This window comes from Neorhizobium tunisiense (genome assembly GCF_039631515.1).
Taxonomy (GTDB): Bacteria; Pseudomonadota; Alphaproteobacteria; order Rhizobiales; family Rhizobiaceae; genus Neorhizobium.
Window position 1 is genome coordinate 366,201 of the sequence record NZ_JBDIUU010000003.1, and the last position, 15,893, is coordinate 382,093.

The 15,893-nt window shown below is 63.4% G+C and carries 16 protein-coding genes; 7 read left to right on the plus strand and 9 right to left on the minus strand.

Going from position 1 to position 15,893, the window contains the following annotated elements; all coding sequences use genetic code 11:
* Window positions 1-72: 72 nt before the first annotated feature.
* Both hisC and ABCW43_RS15875 read left to right on the plus strand, forming a co-directional pair.
* Window positions 73-1,182 carry a histidinol-phosphate transaminase gene (hisC, locus tag ABCW43_RS15870; protein ID WP_345926086.1) on the plus strand — a complete coding sequence of 370 codons (1,110 nt, stop codon included), beginning with the start codon at window positions 73-75 and terminating at the stop codon, window positions 1,180-1,182.
* Entirely contained in the window at window positions 1,179-2,108 is a 930-nt protein-coding gene (locus ABCW43_RS15875) for a prephenate/arogenate dehydrogenase family protein (RefSeq protein ID WP_345926088.1), read from the plus strand. The genes hisC and ABCW43_RS15875 overlap by 4 nt, the downstream gene beginning before the upstream one ends.
* 18 nt (window positions 2,109-2,126) lie before the next feature.
* On the opposite strand, the gene ABCW43_RS15880 is transcribed toward ABCW43_RS15875, so the two are convergent.
* Window positions 2,127-3,131, minus strand: coding sequence for a DUF2125 domain-containing protein (locus tag ABCW43_RS15880; RefSeq protein WP_345926090.1), 1,005 nt, complete (start codon window positions 3,129-3,131; stop codon window positions 2,127-2,129).
* Window positions 3,132-3,185: 54 nt separating this feature from the next.
* On the opposite strand from ABCW43_RS15880, the gene ABCW43_RS15885 reads away from it, so the two are divergent.
* The gene (locus ABCW43_RS15885) at window positions 3,186-3,737 is read left to right on the plus strand and encodes a gamma-glutamylcyclotransferase (RefSeq protein ID WP_345926092.1); all 552 of its coding nucleotides are present in this window, start codon (window positions 3,186-3,188) and stop codon (window positions 3,735-3,737) included.
* Here the strand turns inward: ABCW43_RS15885 and ABCW43_RS15890 are convergent.
* From ABCW43_RS15890 to ftsE, 4 genes are all read right to left on the minus strand, one after another.
* Window positions 3,722-4,513 (minus strand): lysophospholipid acyltransferase family protein, encoded by a 792-nt coding sequence (locus ABCW43_RS15890; RefSeq protein WP_345926094.1) that lies wholly within the window; start codon window positions 4,511-4,513, stop codon window positions 3,722-3,724. The two genes, ABCW43_RS15885 and ABCW43_RS15890, sit on opposite strands and share 16 nt — an antisense overlap.
* Before the next feature lie 84 nt (window positions 4,514-4,597).
* On the minus strand, window positions 4,598-5,329 hold the full coding sequence (locus ABCW43_RS15895) for a YdcF family protein (protein WP_345926096.1): 732 nt from the start codon (window positions 5,327-5,329) through the stop codon (window positions 4,598-4,600).
* A gap of 64 nt (window positions 5,330-5,393) precedes the next feature.
* Entirely contained in the window at window positions 5,394-6,452 is a 1,059-nt protein-coding gene (locus ABCW43_RS15900; protein ID WP_445738952.1) for a cell division protein FtsX, read from the minus strand.
* Complete coding sequence (ftsE, locus tag ABCW43_RS15905) at window positions 6,445-7,104, minus strand: cell division ATP-binding protein FtsE (RefSeq protein WP_007770735.1); 660 nt, start codon at window positions 7,102-7,104, stop codon at window positions 6,445-6,447. The genes ABCW43_RS15900 and ftsE overlap by 8 nt, the downstream gene beginning before the upstream one ends.
* Window positions 7,105-7,311: 207 nt before the next feature.
* Between ftsE and ABCW43_RS15910 the strand changes: the two genes are divergently transcribed.
* The 3 genes from ABCW43_RS15910 (at window position 7,312) to ABCW43_RS15920 (ending at window position 9,081) form a co-directional block, all read left to right on the plus strand.
* Window positions 7,312-7,968 carry a hypothetical protein gene (locus ABCW43_RS15910; RefSeq protein ID WP_345926100.1) on the plus strand — a complete coding sequence of 219 codons (657 nt, stop codon included), beginning with the start codon at window positions 7,312-7,314 and terminating at the stop codon, window positions 7,966-7,968.
* Between the two features lie 62 nt (window positions 7,969-8,030).
* Window positions 8,031-8,573 (plus strand): hypoxanthine phosphoribosyltransferase, encoded by a 543-nt coding sequence (gene hpt / locus ABCW43_RS15915; protein ID WP_345926102.1) that lies wholly within the window; start codon window positions 8,031-8,033, stop codon window positions 8,571-8,573.
* 130 nt (window positions 8,574-8,703) lie between these two features.
* Window positions 8,704-9,081: a response regulator gene (locus tag ABCW43_RS15920; RefSeq protein ID WP_345926104.1), complete on the plus strand. Its 378-nt coding sequence runs from the start codon at window positions 8,704-8,706 to the stop codon at window positions 9,079-9,081.
* 4 nt (window positions 9,082-9,085) lie between these two features.
* On the opposite strand, the gene ABCW43_RS15925 is transcribed toward ABCW43_RS15920, so the two are convergent.
* From ABCW43_RS15925 to argH, 4 genes are all read right to left on the minus strand, one after another.
* A complete protein-coding gene (locus tag ABCW43_RS15925) occupies window positions 9,086-11,800 on the minus strand; it encodes a TIGR02302 family protein (protein WP_345926106.1) in 2,715 nt (904 codons plus the stop codon).
* A 135-nt stretch (window positions 11,801-11,935) separates the two neighbouring features.
* The gene (gene lysA, locus ABCW43_RS15930) at window positions 11,936-13,204 is read right to left on the minus strand and encodes a diaminopimelate decarboxylase (RefSeq protein ID WP_345926108.1); all 1,269 of its coding nucleotides are present in this window, start codon (window positions 13,202-13,204) and stop codon (window positions 11,936-11,938) included.
* A 16-nt stretch (window positions 13,205-13,220) separates the two neighbouring features.
* The gene (lptM, locus tag ABCW43_RS15935) at window positions 13,221-13,427 is read right to left on the minus strand and encodes an LPS translocon maturation chaperone LptM (protein WP_046633823.1); all 207 of its coding nucleotides are present in this window, start codon (window positions 13,425-13,427) and stop codon (window positions 13,221-13,223) included.
* Between the two features lie 103 nt (window positions 13,428-13,530).
* Window positions 13,531-14,934, minus strand: a complete 1,404-nt coding sequence (argH, locus tag ABCW43_RS15940) for an argininosuccinate lyase (RefSeq protein WP_345926110.1) — start codon at window positions 14,932-14,934, stop codon at window positions 13,531-13,533.
* A gap of 22 nt (window positions 14,935-14,956) precedes the next feature.
* Here argH and tlpA point away from each other — a divergent pair, with 22 nt between their 5' ends.
* Complete coding sequence (tlpA, locus tag ABCW43_RS15945) at window positions 14,957-15,625, plus strand: thiol:disulfide interchange protein TlpA (protein ID WP_345926112.1); 669 nt, start codon at window positions 14,957-14,959, stop codon at window positions 15,623-15,625.
* Window positions 15,626-15,893: the final 268 nt, after the last annotated feature.

The window sequence follows — 15,893 nt, forward strand, 5'->3', positions numbered from 1 at the left end:
CGACAAAGGTCTTTTTCGGCTTTAATGCCTCAGGATCACCCGCCGTTTAGGCTTTCCAAAAAGGTTGATCCGATGAGCATCGTCACGAGTGAGCCCGTTCCGCGTCCAGGCATCCTGGATATCGCCGCCTATGTGCCCGGCAAGGAACATGCTCCGGGCGTGGCGCGCGTCTTCAAGCTGTCGTCCAACGAGACGCCGCTCGGCGCCAGCCCGAAGGCGATCGAGGCCTTCGCACACGCCGCCAGCCATCTCGAACTTTATCCGGACGGCCAGGCGATGGCGCTGCGCGAGGCGATCGCATCGGTGCATGGCCTCAATGTCGCAAACATCATGTGCGGCAACGGCTCGGACGAGCTGCTGGGCCTGCTCTGCCACGTCTATCTCGGCTCAGGCGACGAAGCCATCATCACCGAGCACGGTTTCCTCGTCTACAAGATCCAGATCATGGGCGCCGGCGCCAAGGCGGTCGAGGTGAAGGAGAAGGATTGCACCGTCGATGTCGACGCGATTCTTGCTGCCGTCACCGACAAGACGAAGATGGTGTTCATCGCCAATCCGGGCAATCCGACCGGCACCTATGTCCCGGTCGCCGATATCCGCCGCCTGCATGCCGGGCTGCCGAAGAGTGTCATCCTGGTGCTCGACGCGGCCTACGCGGAATATGTGCGCAAGAACGACTACGAAGCCGGCCTCGAACTGGTGTCGTCCAACAAGAACGTCGTGATGACCCGCACCTTTTCCAAGGTCTACGGGCTTGCGGCGCTGCGCATCGGCTGGATGTACGGCCCGGCCGGCATCCTCGACGCGCTGAACCGCGTGCGCGGCCCGTTCAACATGAACGCTCCGGCGATCGCCGCGGGCGCCGCCGCGATCCGCGACCAGGCTTTTGTCGAAAAGGCTGTCGAGCACAACAATCTCTGGCAGGGCAAGCTCACGCATGCGCTTACCGCGATCGGCCTCACGGTGACGCCTTCGGTCGCCAATTTCGTGCTGATCCATTTCCCGGATGTCGACGGTAAGCGCGCACCGGAGGCGGATGCTTTCCTGACGAGCCGGGGTTACATCCTGCGCGCGGTCAAGGGCTACGGCTTCCCGAATGCGCTGCGCATGACGATCGGCTCGGAAGAGGCCAATCGCGGCGTCATCGAGACGCTCGGCGAATTCATGGGCAAAAGCGCATGAGCACGCCGCTTTTCGACAGGATCGCGCTGATCGGCATCGGCCTGATCGGCTCGTCGATCGCCCGCGACGTCAAGGAACTTGGCCTGGCCGGCGAGGTGGTGATTTCCAGCCGCAGCGCCGAAACCCTGAAACGCGCCGAGGAACTGGCGCTCGGCACGCATTACGTTGCGTCCGCGGCCGATGCGGTGAAGGACGCGGATCTCGTCATCGTCTCGGTGCCGGTCGGCGCATCGGAGGCGGTTGCCAAGCAGATCGCCGGCAACCTCAAGCCCGGTGCCATCGTCACCGATGTCGGTTCCACCAAGGCCTCCGTCATCGCGCAGATGGCGCCGCATATGCCGGAAGGCGTGCATTTCATTCCGGGCCATCCGTTGGCGGGCACGGAGAAGTCCGGCCCGGATGCCGGCTTCGTCGGCCTGTTCCGGGATCGCTGGTGCATCTTCACGCCGCTGCCGGATACGGATCCGGTGGCACTCGAAAGGCTGAAATCCTTCTGGATGGCGCTCGGCTCGCGGATCGACGAGATGGACCCGCAGCACCACGACAAGGTTCTGGCGATCGTTTCCCACCTGCCGCATATCATCGCCTACAATATCGTCGGCACGGCGGACGACCTGGAGACGGTGACGGACGCGGAAGTCATCAAATATTCCGCTTCCGGTTTTCGCGATTTCACGCGCCTTGCCGCGTCCGATCCCACCATGTGGCGGGACGTCTGCCTGCATAACAAGGATGCTATCCTGGAAATGCTGGCGCGGTTTTCGGAGGACCTCGCCTCTCTGCAGCGGGCAATCCGCTGGGGCGAGGGCGACAAGCTGTTCGAACTGTTCACCCGCACCCGCGCCATCCGCCGCTCGATTGTTCAGGCGGGCCAGGATGTCGATGCGCCCGACTTCGGCCGCCACGCTCTCGACGCCAAGAAGTGATATCGAGATGTGACCGGGTCAGATCGGCGGGATTTCGCCGATCTGGATGAAGCCGCCGGCAAACACCTTGCCGCGGTTGATGGTGAGGTCCAGCGATGCGCTCTTGCCGCGGCCGAGGGCGGACAGCATGTTGGCGGCGGTCTTCAGCGTCGGTGCGATCTTCGGAAATGCCTGGCTCAGGCTGTCGCGCCAGGCATCGATCTGCTCGACCCGAAGCTTCAGCTTGCCCGACAGGTAACCCTGCTCGTCGAAGGAGAAGGGACCGGAAACGGTGATCAGCTTGCCGTCGCCGAGATCGGCCGAAAGGCTGCGCATCTCGCCTTGGGTGCCATAGAGGGCGGTCCCGTTCGGATCGCTGCCGTCGATGATCCCGGCGCGGCCTGTCAGGGTCATGTCGAGATTGGCGGTGAACCGCGGCAGGAGCTGCGGCAGGTCCTTCATCACCATGTCGGTATTTTCGAGCGTCACCGCCGCGTCGAGGTCGTTGCCGTTCTGGCGCAGATGGATTTCGGTGTGGCCGGCGCTGATATTAAAGGCCTGGCCGGTTGCGGACGACAGAATGTTGGTCTTGGCGTTCTCGATCACCGTTGAGGTGCGCTCCACGCCCCGAAACCGGGTGATCAGGCTCGACTGGAAATTCTCCCAGGTGGTCGAGACCGAAAGTCCGTGACCGGTGCGGATCTCGACCGGCGAATCGAGTTCCCAGACGATATGGCCCGGATTATAGACCTGGGCGGCGGAGCGCAGCGATCCGAACATCGCGGAAATGCCGTTGGCGCGATCATCGACCGCGACCTTGGAGCAGAACAGGCCGATCCGGAAAGGATAGCCCCGATAGTCCGCGTCGCCGCATTCGGCCGAGATGCCGCGCGTTTCCTGGCTGCCGAGCAGGGCCAGCGTCCGTTCCTTCAGCACCGAGGCGGCATAGAACCAGCCGGCGGTGTAAAACGCGATCACCAGCACCACCCCGGAGGCGAGTAGCCATAATTTGCCGCTGACGCCAGTTCGGCTTGACGCTGCCATGATGTTCTCCAATGGTGCTGAAAACTTGGGGCGGGATGCTTCAATTGGAATGGTGTGGCGCGGGATATGGACGAATTTTGGGTGTTTGGCTACGGGTCCCTGATGTGGAATCCGGGTTTTGCGTTTGAGGAAAGACTGCCCGCACGTGCTTTCGGCTTCCGCCGCTCCCTTTGCGTCTGGTCCTACGTGCATCGCGGCACGCCGGATCGTCCCGGCCTTGTCCTCGGTCTCGACCGCGGCGGCTCATGCCGTGGCGTCGCCTTCCGGGTGAGCGAGGCGAACCGGGCGGATGTGCTCGATTATCTGCGCCGCCGCGAACTGGTCACCAATGTTTATCTGGAACGGGTCCTGCCGGTGGCGCTCGGCGACGGGCGGCAGGTGAGGGCGGTCGGCTATATCGTCGATCGCGGCCATGTCCAGTATGCCGGCGCGCTCGAGATCGCGCAGGCGGCGGAGATCGTCCGCGTCTCGGTCGGCCAGTCGGGCCCGAACGATGCCTATGTCTTCAACACGCTGGCGCACCTGAAGGAAATGGGCATCCGCGATCACTGGCTGGAAGGCGTTGGCGCGGTGGTCGCCGGTGCCGATGCTCAGGCCGCGGTCTGAGCCTTCAGTTCCGCAAGCCGCTTCACCGCCGATGGCGGCAGCGGCAGGTGCGGATTGGCTTCCACGGTCTCGACCAGCAGCTTGTCGCTTTCCCGTTCCAGCGTCTCGACCAGAAGCGCATAAAAGGCATCCGGATCCATGCTCGGCGCGATCGGCGGCAGGATGCGGACCTTGAAATGGCCAGGATATTTGATGAGCTTGCGGCGGCCCCAGAACAGGCCCCAATGGGCGACGACCGGCACGACGGGCACCGCAACGTCGCGATAGATGCGGGCGATGCCGTATCGGTATTGCGGCTCGGCGCCTGGCGGTCGGCGCGTGCCTTCCGGATAGATGATGAGCTGGCGGTTGTTGGCCATCTCCTCCTTCGCCCGGTTCATGACGTCGACCATGACCTTGCCGCGGGCGCCGCGGTTGACCGGGATCATCTTCTGCTTGGCGGCATACCAGCCGAACAGCGGGATCCACATCAGCTCGCGCTTGAGGATATAGACCGGGTCCCGCTGCCAGGGCAGCAGCGCGACGGTATCCCAGGCGGACTGGTGCTTGGGGGCGAAGATGCAGCCGCCTTCGGGGACGTTTTCCAGGCCCTCGATCTCGAACGTGGCGCCGACGATCTTTGCCATCAGCCAGTTGCAGGAGGCGGCCCAGGCCTTGGGAATCCGGTAGGCCGCCTTGCGCGGCAGCAGGAAATAGATCGGGCTCAGCACGACCATGCGGACGATCAGGTTTGTGTAGAAGGCGATGTTGAAAAGAACCGAACGCACCAGCAGCATGGAAGGCTTCCTCTTGGACAGGCGTTGCCTACACGAGATCGCGCCGCGAAAAAAGCGCCGGGGAGCGATGGGGAAGGAAAAGTGTCAAGGCGCGGGCTTTGAGGCGGTCTTCGGCGGGTCTTCGTTGCGCAGCCCGGTGCCGCGCTCGATGCCGAACCAGTCGCGGCAGGTGGCGAGCACGACCTTGCCATATTCCGAAAGCATGGTGCGCAACACGTCCGGCTCGGCAAACCAGGCTTTTCGGGTGAGATCGGAACTGACCACGGGATAGGGTATGAACTCCGTCACCGGATCGGCACGGCGCAGTTCGTGCAGGCTGCGCAGCATGTGATAATTGTTGGTGACGACCAGCACGGACCTGTATCCGTGGTCGTGAATCCAGCGGGTGATCTCGTTGGCATTGCCGATCGTATCGATCGCATCGTAGCCGATATCGACACAGCAGGCGAAGAGGTCGGGCGAAGCCTGCGTGACCTTGCGGATCTGGGTCGGGCTGGTGGACGGATGCGCGCCGGAAATCAGCAGCCGCTGGCCGGCTCCGTCCCGCAAGAGCCCGAGCGCCTGTTCGATGCGCAGATAACCGCCGGTCAGGACGACGATCGCGTCGGCCTTGACGCCGTCAGGCGCCTTCAGCGAGGTGACGGCATTCGCAAACCATAAAAAGCCGCCGAAAAGCAGCGCCAAGCCGAGCACGCAGGCCATGATGATACGGCGCGCGGCCCATCGCAGCCGGCTGTTGCGCGAAAACACTCCCCCGAGCCACCGCCGCGGGTGGCGGTCCGCTCCATTTTCGGGTGTCGTCGGGGCCGGTGTCATGATTGTCCATAGCCGGAGATTCGTGGCGAGAACAGGGCCAACCTACAGAGGGATGGGACTCGATTCAAGAAGCTGATAATCCATCGGAACGCGCCGGGTCGGAACGGATCAGGTCGATCTCGTCGATCGTGCGCATGACCGTGAACCGGGCGGTCAGCGTCGTCAGCAGCGCGATCACGATCATCGTCGCGAAGATGCCGAGATAGCCGCCCATGCCGATGGTGAAGGAGCCGAAGAGAGCGCTCGCCTGGTCGCTTTCCGGCGTCGCCAGGGAATTGGCCTGCCACATGTTGGCGATGGCGAACATCGCGGCTGCGAGCGCGCCACCGGCAGCGGAACCCTTGATGCTGATCTTCAGGAAATGTTTCTGGAACTCGCCGGCCACGAACGAGCTTTCGGCGCCGACGAAATGCAGCACCTCGACGATGTGGCGATTGCCGGACAGCGCGCCCCGCGTCGCAAAGATCACCGTCAGGATCATCGCCGTAAACACGAGGACGAGGACGCCCATGCCGATCAGCACCGTGGTGTGGGCCATCGACACCAGCCGGTCCACCCAGGTGCGGTGGTCGTCGAGGAAGGCCTGTGGGATTTCGGTCTTCAGGAGATCCCGCATTCCGGCGAAATCGGGCGGGTTCTTTTCGTCTATGGTGACGATGACGAGGCGCGGCACGGGCAGGTCGGCGAGGTTCAGCCCGGTGCCGAGCCATGGCTCCAGAAGCCTTGCGGTCGCGCTTTCGTCCATGATCGTGCCCTCGCGGGTGCCGACGAAGGTGAGCGCCAGGTCGCGGGCCTTCTTCAACGCCGCATTCATGTCGAGCCCGTCGTCCGGCTTGATCTGGATGGTGATCTCGCGGGAAATCTGGCTCTGCCAGCTCGATGCCGTCGCCCTCACCATGCTGACCGCGCCGAGCGTCAGGCAGGCGAGGAAGGCCATGATGGCGATGACCACCATCAGGGCGTTGCCCTGGATGTTGGAGGGCGGCAGGATCGGTGCTGTCGGGCGCACCCGCATCTCGACGCGGCGCGCCTGCTTCTGGCCTGCCGGTTGAGCCTGCTGCTCGCTTTCGGGCTTCTGCGACTGGGCGCTCTTTGTCGCTTTCGGGCGGCTCAGCTCATTCATAGATGTCGAGCCGCCCTTCGGTGAGGATCATCCGCCTGGCATCCACCTGGTCCATCAACGCCAGGTCATGGGTGGCGATGACGACGGCGGTGCCGAGCCGGTTGAGTTCCAGGAAGAGATTGAGAAGCCGGCGCGCCATCGGCGGATCGACGTTGCCGGTCGGCTCGTCGGCGAGCAGGATTTCCGGCTGGTCCATCAGGGCGCGGGCGATCGCGGCACGCTGTTTCTCGCCGCCGGACAGGACGGCCGGCAGCACGTTGATGCGTTCGCCGAGCCCAACCCATTTCAGAAGCTCGATCACGTCGTTGCGGTAGGAGCTTTCCTCCTTGCCGCGCACGCGCAGCGGCAGCGCGACGTTCTCATAGGTCGTGAGATGGTCAAGCAGGCGAAAGTCCTGGAAGACGATGCCGACCCGGCGGCGCAGCATCGGCAGTTCGGCGCGCGGGATTTGCGACAGGTCGCGGCCGAACATGTGGATGATGCCGCGGGTCGGATGCAGCGACATGAACAGCAGGCGCAGCAGGGTGGTCTTCCCAGCGCCCGATGGGCCCGTGAGGAACTGGAATGAGCGCTTGGGGATGTCGAAGGTCATATCCCTGAGGATCTCCGGACCCATCCCATAGCGCAGACCAACGTTTTCGAAATGAATCAACGGATGACCCGGTCCTTGCTCTTTCGACTCTCTGGTGCCCGTCTATCTCTTAACGACCCGGGTAAACGAACGGTAAATCACGCGCGGAAAAGGGCTAATTTCAGGCCGTATTTGCGAAGCGTTAACCATTTCAATTTACGACTGAGCGGGAGTCGATTCAATGCCCGCCATCCCGAACAACGGGGAAAACGGGCCGAAGAGGGCCCCATGAGCACATTTAGCAGCCATCAGGGCAAGACAGTCATCCAGATGGACATCCTGCCGCCGGAACCTTCCGCGCGCACGACCCGGATGAACCCGCGGCGCGGCGAGGTGGTAGACGCCCAGTTCGTCCCGGTTCGCGAGACCTTCCGCCGCGGTCCGTCGCCGCGCTCGCACAACGACAATCGCAGCCGCCCGGCCGCCGCGGTCACGGCACCGTCATTTGCGGAGCGCACCCTGGCCGGCATCGAGCGTGGCCTGATGCGCCTATCCGCCGATTTCTTCTCTGCGGTGGTGGCGATTGTCTTCGTCACCGTTTTCAGCCTCGCGGGCGGCTTCACCTTCCTGTTCGCCGGTTCGGCGACGGCAGAGACCGGGCCGACCCTCGACATCACTCATGTGACGATGACGCCGCAGGATGCCAACGGCATGCGGGTGCTCTTGATCAACGGCATCGTCGAAAACCGCAGCGGCGACAATCGTGCCATGCCGCAGATCCGTGCCGACCTGATGTCCGGCCAGACGCTCGTTGCGACGACGCTGATCTCGCCGCCGGTTTCGTCCATCGAAGGCGGCCAGAGCCGCGGCTTCTCGGCGCGCGTGCCCCACCCCGGTGGAAAACTGCCCGATCTGCGGCTTTCCTTTGCCGAACGGGGCGCCTAGAGCTTTCTCTTGTCTGCGTGATTGTGGTATCGCGGTTTTTTACGGACACGCAGGAGAACCTCATGCCCGTCGTACGCGGCAAAATCATCGAGCCGCTTTATACGGCCGAACAGATCGCCGAGCGCAACCACGCGATCGCGGCGCAGATTGCCACAGGGCCGACCAAGGATCTGCTGGTCATCGCCATCCTCAAGGGCTCTTTCATCTTCGCCGCCGACCTGTTGCGGGCGCTGCATGACGTGGGGCTTGCGCCGGAAGTCGAGTTCGTCACGTTGTCGAGCTACGGCGCCGGAACCGTTTCGCAAGGGGTGCGCATCGTCAAGGATATCGACAGCGACGTGAAGGATCGCGACGTGCTGTTGATCGACGACATTCTCGAATCCGGCCGCACGCTGAAATTCGCCAAGGAAATGCTCTACGAGCGCGGCGCCCGCAACGTCTCGATCGCCGTTCTGCTCGACAAGCGCGTCAAGCGCCAGGAAGATCTCGAGGCGGATTATGTCGGTTTCGAATGCCCGGATTATTTCGTCGTCGGGTACGGCATGGACGTTGCCTACGCTTTCCGCGAACTGCCTTTCGTCGGTATCGTGACCGGGGACGCCTGACCGTTTTGCCTGACTGGGCGAGACGAGGTGTTAACCATGTCGGCCCGCAATGGGCCGGCGTTTACTCCTCGACAAGAAAACTCTGTTGATTTGCGTCCCATACGAACAAAACACGGGAGCGATCACCGCCATGGCAAAAATCCTGATTACCGAGGACGAGGATTCGCTTCGCATGTTCGTTGCGCGGGCGCTTCGTCTCGATGGTCATGAGACGCATGAAGCGGGAGATGGAGCCGAAGGCCTGGAAAAGCTGAACGAAGGGCCTTTCGATCTGCTGCTGTCCGATATCCGCATGCCGGTCATGGACGGGATCGAACTGGTGCATCAAGCTTCCGCCAAATTCCCCGATCTCAAGATCCTGCTGATGACCGGCTATGCCGAACAGCGGGAGCGGGCCGACGATCTTGCCGCCAAGATCATCGACGTGGTGCAGAAGCCGTTTGCGCTTCCCGATATCCGCCGGGCCGTCGCCTCGGCGCTGGCGGCCGCAAACTCCCACGCCGCCTGATCGCTCAACGAATATCCAGAAGCCGTTCCAGGTATTGCCGCTCTGCCTCGCCGGAGAGCGCGTTGCCGAGCTTTTCGCGGATCGCTTCGAGGATTTCGCGGGCACGCTGGACGTCGATCTCGTCAGGCACCTTTACCTGATCACCGAAATCCGGACCTGACGTGGCGCGCGGGCGCCCGAGCGGATCGCGTCCGTTCTGGCCACCCTGCGAGGTCATGTTTTCGCCCGGGCCACCGCGCTCCTGGCCTTGGCCCTGCCCCTGCTGCTGCATGGCCTGCATCATCTGCTGCATCATGTTCTGGGCGCCCTGGCGCAAGGCGCTCAGCGCGTTCCCTTGGCCCTGCACCGCCTGCTCGCCCTGGCCTTCGCCGAGCGCCTTGCCGGCATTGCCCATTTCGCTCTGCGCCTTGCCGAAACCTTCGCCGGGCTGCATGCCGAGGCCCTTCAGCGCCTGCTGCAACTCTTCCAGCTTCTTGCCGAGGCCTTCCTGCTGGGCGCGGAGGTTCTTCAGCGCTTCGCGAAGCTGCTCGGCGGTCATCTGGTCGGTGTTCTGCTGCCCTTGCTGACCCTGCTGGCCTTGCTGCTGTTGACCCTGCTGTTGCTGGTCCTGCTGCTGGCCGTCCTGACCCGGACGTTCATAGGGGTCGCCGCGCTGCATGCGGTCGCGCAGCGCTTGGTCCAGCTTGAAGGTCTGGTCCATCAGCCGTTGCTGTTCCTGCATGATCTCGCCGAGCTTGTCGATCTGCTGGCGCATCTGGCTGTTCTGCTGCTGCTGGCCCTGCTGGCCGCGTTGCGGCCTGCCGGCCTGCAGGTTGTTCATCATCCGCTGCAATTCATTGAGCATCTGCTGGGCGGCATCACGGTTGCCGGACCGGGCAAGGTTCTCGATCTGGTCCATCATGTTCTGCAGGTCGCGCTGGCGGATGACGTTCTGGGACTGCATGTTGTTGGGCGCCTGCGGGGCGTTCTGCATCCGTTGCGCCAGTTCGTTCATGAACTGCTGCATGGCTTCGCGCAGTTCCTGCATCAGCTTGGCGATTTCCTGGTCGGAGGCCTTGTTCTGCAGCGCTTCGGCGAGATTGCGCTGGGCGTCGCGCAGGCGGCGCTCGGCCTGCGACAGGTCGCCGTCCTCGATGCCGAGCGCGATCTCCCAGAGATATTCGGCGGTATCCTTCAGCTGTTCCTCGTTGCGGGCGAGCTTCATGCGCTCAAGCGCCGAGCGGATCAGCAGGAAATGGCTGAGGTTCGGAATGGTTTCGTCCGGGCGGATCGCCAGCGCTTCGTTGAGCTCGATGGCGCGGGGCATCCGGCGGGTGTCGAGGGCGAAAACCTGGCGCTCTTCGGCGACGGCGGCGGCGAGCGGTTCGGAGAAGCCGCGCGACGGCAGCACCATTTCATGGGTCGGGCTGCGGCCGGTCTGGCCGGCGCCGTCCTTGGCGATCAGGGTGATCTTGACGCGCTTGCCGGCGAGCGGATGCTCGATGAGGCTGCGGCTCGTCAGGCCCTTGACTTCGCGGCTGTTCTGGCGCGGCAGGTCGAGCCGGTAGTCCGGCGGCGGATAAAGCGGGGTTGCGGCCGGATCCGTCGGGCCGACCGGTTCGATCAGGGCATGCGCTTCGCGGATGCCGTAATCGTCCTTGCCGGTGAAACCGATTTCGAGCGCTCCGTTGACGGAAGGCTTCGGCTGGCCCTCGAAGGCGATTTCCGGCGGCCGGTCGGGGATCACGTCGAAAGCCCAAGTCTGGCCGTTGACGGTGAGGCTGCCGCTCTCGGCGACATTCAGTGCATAGGTGCGCGGCGGCCGTGGCTGGTTGGGCTGCTGCGGTGCGGCTGGCTGAGCCGGAGCCTGCTGAGCGGTCTGCTGTCCGGGGCCTTGCTTTGTTTGCTGCGCCGCGTCTTCCGCCGCCTTCTTGGCTTCCTCGGTGACCAGCGTTGATGGTTGCCCGCCGGCCTTCGGCGCGAAAACCACGGCCTCGCCGCCTTCGCCACCGGTGACACGCACGGTCAGCGCCGAATTCTGCGGAATCGATACGGCGGCAACCGCGGTGGTGACCTCGCGGCCGGTCAGGAACACCGGGGCGCGGCCGGTATAGGACGGCGGCGTCAGCCAGGCGTCGATGCGCAAGTCCGGGTTGATGCTCGGTGCCGGCGGCGCGGGCCGGAACGCATCGGCAGGCGAACCACCGCCGTTGGAGAACGAATAACCGAGCGCGACGACGAAGACCAGGGCAGGAATGGCGCGCAGGGCAAACCGGTCGTGCCGGGCGATGTCGGGCTGCGGCAGCCCTGCATCGAGCGCTGCGATACGCTCGGCCATGCGAATCTGGTGTTCCTTCCAGAGCGCGCGGGAGAAGGGGGTTTCGAAAGCCGGATGGTCGTCCTGGACGCCGACCGGCTGGTGGGGAAGGTTGTTGCGGACTTCAAGAAGCCGGTCGGCTTCAGCCACCGCCGGCCAGCGCAGGCGACTGAACGGCAGCAGAGCATACACGAAGGCAAAGGCGAAGCCGCCGACCAGGATCCAGCGCACCCAGTCCGGCGCGATCCGGAAAATCCCGAACCAGGCAACAGACAGGAAGAGTGCCGCGATCCCGAGGGGCGCCAGCAGCAGCGGCAAAATCCATTCGAAAAACAGAACGATCCGCGCGAAGGAGCGCTTCAGTGCGACGCGGCGCGCAAGCTCAGGATGCGATTCGAAGGCACCTTTGCGGATGAGGCTCATGCGGTCCGTCTCCAGTCGTGGCGGCGCAAATCAAGCCTTTAAGATAACGATGTTTGTGGCGAAGACGAGGGCAGGGGGCAATTCGCCCCCATATTTCGCCGGATTTCCCGCAAAAGTGAACGCCGCTTCAGGCGTTCACGCAAGCCACGCCGGTACGGAATCGAGAGCGATGAGATCTTCGTAAGTGCCGCGCGGGCGCACCACATGAAACTCGGATCCCTTCACCAGAACCTCGGGAACCAAAAGCCGGGTGTTGTAGGTACCCGCCTGCACGGCGCCATAGGCGCCCGCCGAAGCGACGGCGATCAGGTCGCCCGGCTTCGGTTCGGCCATCTCGCGGTCGAGCGCCAGGTAGTCGCCGGTTTCGCAGACGGGGCCGACCACGTCGCCCTTGATGCGCGGCGCATCGGCGGCCGGTACGACGACCGGACGGATCATGTGGTAGGCGTCGTAAAGCGTCGGGCGGATCAGGTCGTTCATCGCGCCATCGACGATGACGAAGGACTTTTCCCCGCCGTCCTTCACGTAGATGACCTCGGTCACCAGGATGCCGGCATTGCCGACGATCAGCCGGCCGGGTTCGGTGACGATCTTGCAGTTCAGCGACCGCAGCTGGCGCTTCACCGTTTCCGCATAGGCATCGGGTAGCGGGGGCGGGTTGTTGTCCTCGCGGTAGGGGATGCCGAGGCCGCCGCCGATATCGACGTGGTCGATGCGGTGGCCGTCGGTGCGCAGCGTATCGACCAGTTCGCGCAAGAGCCGGAAGGCGTGCTCGAACGGCTGCAACTCGGTGATCTGGCTGCCGATATGCATGTCGATGCCGGTGACGTCGATGCCATCAAGCGTCGCGGCATGGGCGTAGACCGCACGGGCGCGTTCATAGGCGATGCCGAACTTGTTTTCCTTCTTGCCGGTCGAGATCTTGGCATGCGTGCCGGCATCGACATCCGGATTGATGCGGAAGGAGACATGCGCCTTTTTGCCAGCCTTCAGGGCGCGCAGGTTCAGGACCTCCAGTTCCGGTTCGGATTCGACGTTGAAACAGTAGATGCCCGCCTGCAGCGCAAGATCCATTTCCGGCACCGTCTTGCCGACACCGGAGAACATGATGCGGTTCGCCGGAATGCCGGCCGCAAGCGCGCGGCGAAGTTCGCCACCGGAGACGACATCGACGCCGGCTCCGAGCCGGCCGAGCGTCTTCAGCACCGCCTGGTTGGAATTCGCCTTCATCGCGTAGCAGACCATCGCGTCCACATCGGAGAACGCTTTGGCGAAAACCTTGTAGTGACGTTCCAGGGTTGCCGTCGAATAGACGTAGAAGGGGGTCCCGACCGCCTTGGCGATTTCCGGGATCGGCACGTTCTCGGCGTGCAGCACGCCGTCGATGTAATGAAAATGGTTCACGGTAAAACTCGAAAAATTACAGGAGCGGGTCGAGCAGGAAAGGCCGGTTGGCGACCGGTTCGGTTTTCTGTTCGCCCGGTTTGCCGCTCTTGCGAATGTTCTGCTGCTCCACCGGCGTGCTCGGGCGGTCGAGGCTGCCCTTGCGGCCGCAGCCGACGACAACGATGCCGGCGAGGCTCAGCACAAAGGCGATGCGGGCGATTTTTACCAGGGACTTCGACATTCTATTCCTTCTCCGGCGCGGCTGCGGAACTTTCATAGCGAAGTTCCGCGCCCTTGTGCAGTCACTATCCGGCATCACTTCTCGGCGTTCATTGCGGCCGACATCAATTCCTGGCGCGCCACCAGGCGATCTGCTTGCGCACTTCGGCCGGCGCGGTGCCACCGAAGCTGGTGCGGCTGGCGACCGACGCATCGACCGACAACACGTTGAAAACCTTGTCGGTGATATCAGGATTGATCGATTGCAGCTCTTCGAGCGACAGTTCGGACAGGTCGCAGCCCTTGCTTTCGGCAAGTGCCACGGCGCGGCCGGTGACGTGATGGGCGTCGCGGAAGGGAAGGCCGGCTTCGCGCACCAGCCAGTCGGCAAGGTCGGTCGCCGTCGAATACCCGGCACCGGCGGCTGCCCGCATCTTGTCGGCACGGATGGTCATGTCGCGCATCATGCCGGTCATGGCGGCGATCGCCAGTTCCAGGTTCTCGGCAGAGTCGAAGACCTGTTCCTTGTCTTCCTGCATGTCCTTGGAATAGGCGAGCGGCAGGCCCTTCATGACCGTCAGGAGCGCCACCAGCGAGCCGTTGATGCGGCCGGTCTTGGCGCGCACCAGTTCGGCGGCATCCGGGTTCTTCTTCTGCGGCATGATCGACGAGCCGGTCGAGAACGCGTCAGACAGGCGTACGAAACCGAATTGCGGCGTCGACCAGATGACGATCTCTTCGGCGAGGCGTGACAGGTGCACGGCGCAGATCGCCGCGACGGACAGGAATTCCAGAGCGAAATCGCGGTCGGAAACGGTGTCGATCGAGTTGCGGGTCGGCTCGCGGAAGCCGAGGGCTTTCGCCGTCATGTGGCGGTCGATCGGATAGGGCGTGCCGGCAAGCGCTGCGGCGCCGATCGGGCTTTCGTCGAGATGGTCGATCGCGTGGCGGACGCGGGCGCGATCACGGCCGAACATTTCCACATAGGCCATGCAGTGATGACCGAAGGTGACCGGCTGGGCGGTCTGGAGATGGGTGAAGCCGGGCATGACCGTGTCGGCATGTTCCTCGGCTCGGTCGAGGAAGGCGGCGATCAGGTCGGTCAGCATCGCTTCCGTCTTGGCGAGCTCTTCCTTGACCCAGAGGCGGAAATCGAGCGCCACCTGGTCGTTGCGTGAGCGGGCGGTATGCAGGCGTCCCGCGGCCGGGCCGATCAGCACCGCCAGCCTCGCCTCGATATTCATATGGATATCTTCGAGCTGCCTGGAGAATTCGAACTTGCCGCTTTCGATCTCTGACATGATCGTGTTCAGGCCGGAGACGATCTTGTCTTTATCTTCGCTCGAAATAATGGCCTTTTCCGAAAGCATCGTCGCATGCGCTATTGAGCCGCGGATATCCTGGGCGAAGAGCTTCTTGTCGAAACCGATCGAGGCATTTATCTCCTCCATGATCGCATCCGGCCCTGCAGCGAAGCGTCCGCCCCACATCTGGTTGGAGGATACCGCGTCCTTCGTGCCGTCAGCCATGATGCTAGTCCTGGAGTAGTTGATGACGACCAAAAGACCTTTCGGCCTTCCTACCGCCAGATTGATCGTGATTGCCGCCGTCGCGGGGATACTCGCCGGTGCCGTGGCGGTATACGTGAGGAATGTGGGGTCTGGCAATGGTGAGAGCGGGCTTCTCGCCCAACCCTCCGGCGCCTGCGAGGGTGCAGTCGAGACGGTGAAGTCGGTTTCGCAGTTCTCCAGGGGCCAGGTCGCCGCCATGGTCGCTGCCCAGCCGCCGCGGCCGCTCGATCTTGCCTTCAAGGGGCCGGACGGCAAGGACCTCAAGACCGCCGATTTCGCCGGCAAAACAGTGCTCCTCAATCTCTGGGCCACGTGGTGCGGCCCGTGCCGGGAAGAGATGCCGGCGCTGAACGCGCTGCAGAAGGGCATGGGCGGTCCGGACTTCGAGGTCGTGGCGGTGAACATCGATACCGGCAGCGACGAGAAGCCCAAGGCCTTTCTCGCCGAATACGGCGTCGATACGCTCGGTTATTACCGCGACAGCTCGATGGGCGTCTTCAATTCGCTGAAGAAGGAAGGCCTCGCCTTCGGCCTGCCGGTAACGCTGATCATGGATAAGAAGGGCTGCCTGATTTCGGCGATGAATGGCCCGGCAGCCTGGGATAGTCCGGATGCGAAGGCGTTGATTACGGCGGCGAAGGGGCTTTAGCCGGCAGTTTCCAATTGAAGTAATGTAAATCTCTACTCTATGCTGCTCTTGGTTGTGATGGCCAAAGCAGACGCGCCCCTGTCAGGCGTATCGGAAGAGATGGGCTCCTCCGGCCCGGCGAAGGCCTCGCCATCCAACTGGAGGGTGAGCTATGTGGTTCAAGCCATTTAGCATCGCATTTATCTTACGGAAAACCCGCACGAGCTGGCAGGCAAGCGTGCGGGTCACATTCCTAAAATAAACCAGAGAGGCGGGCGAAAGCTCGCCT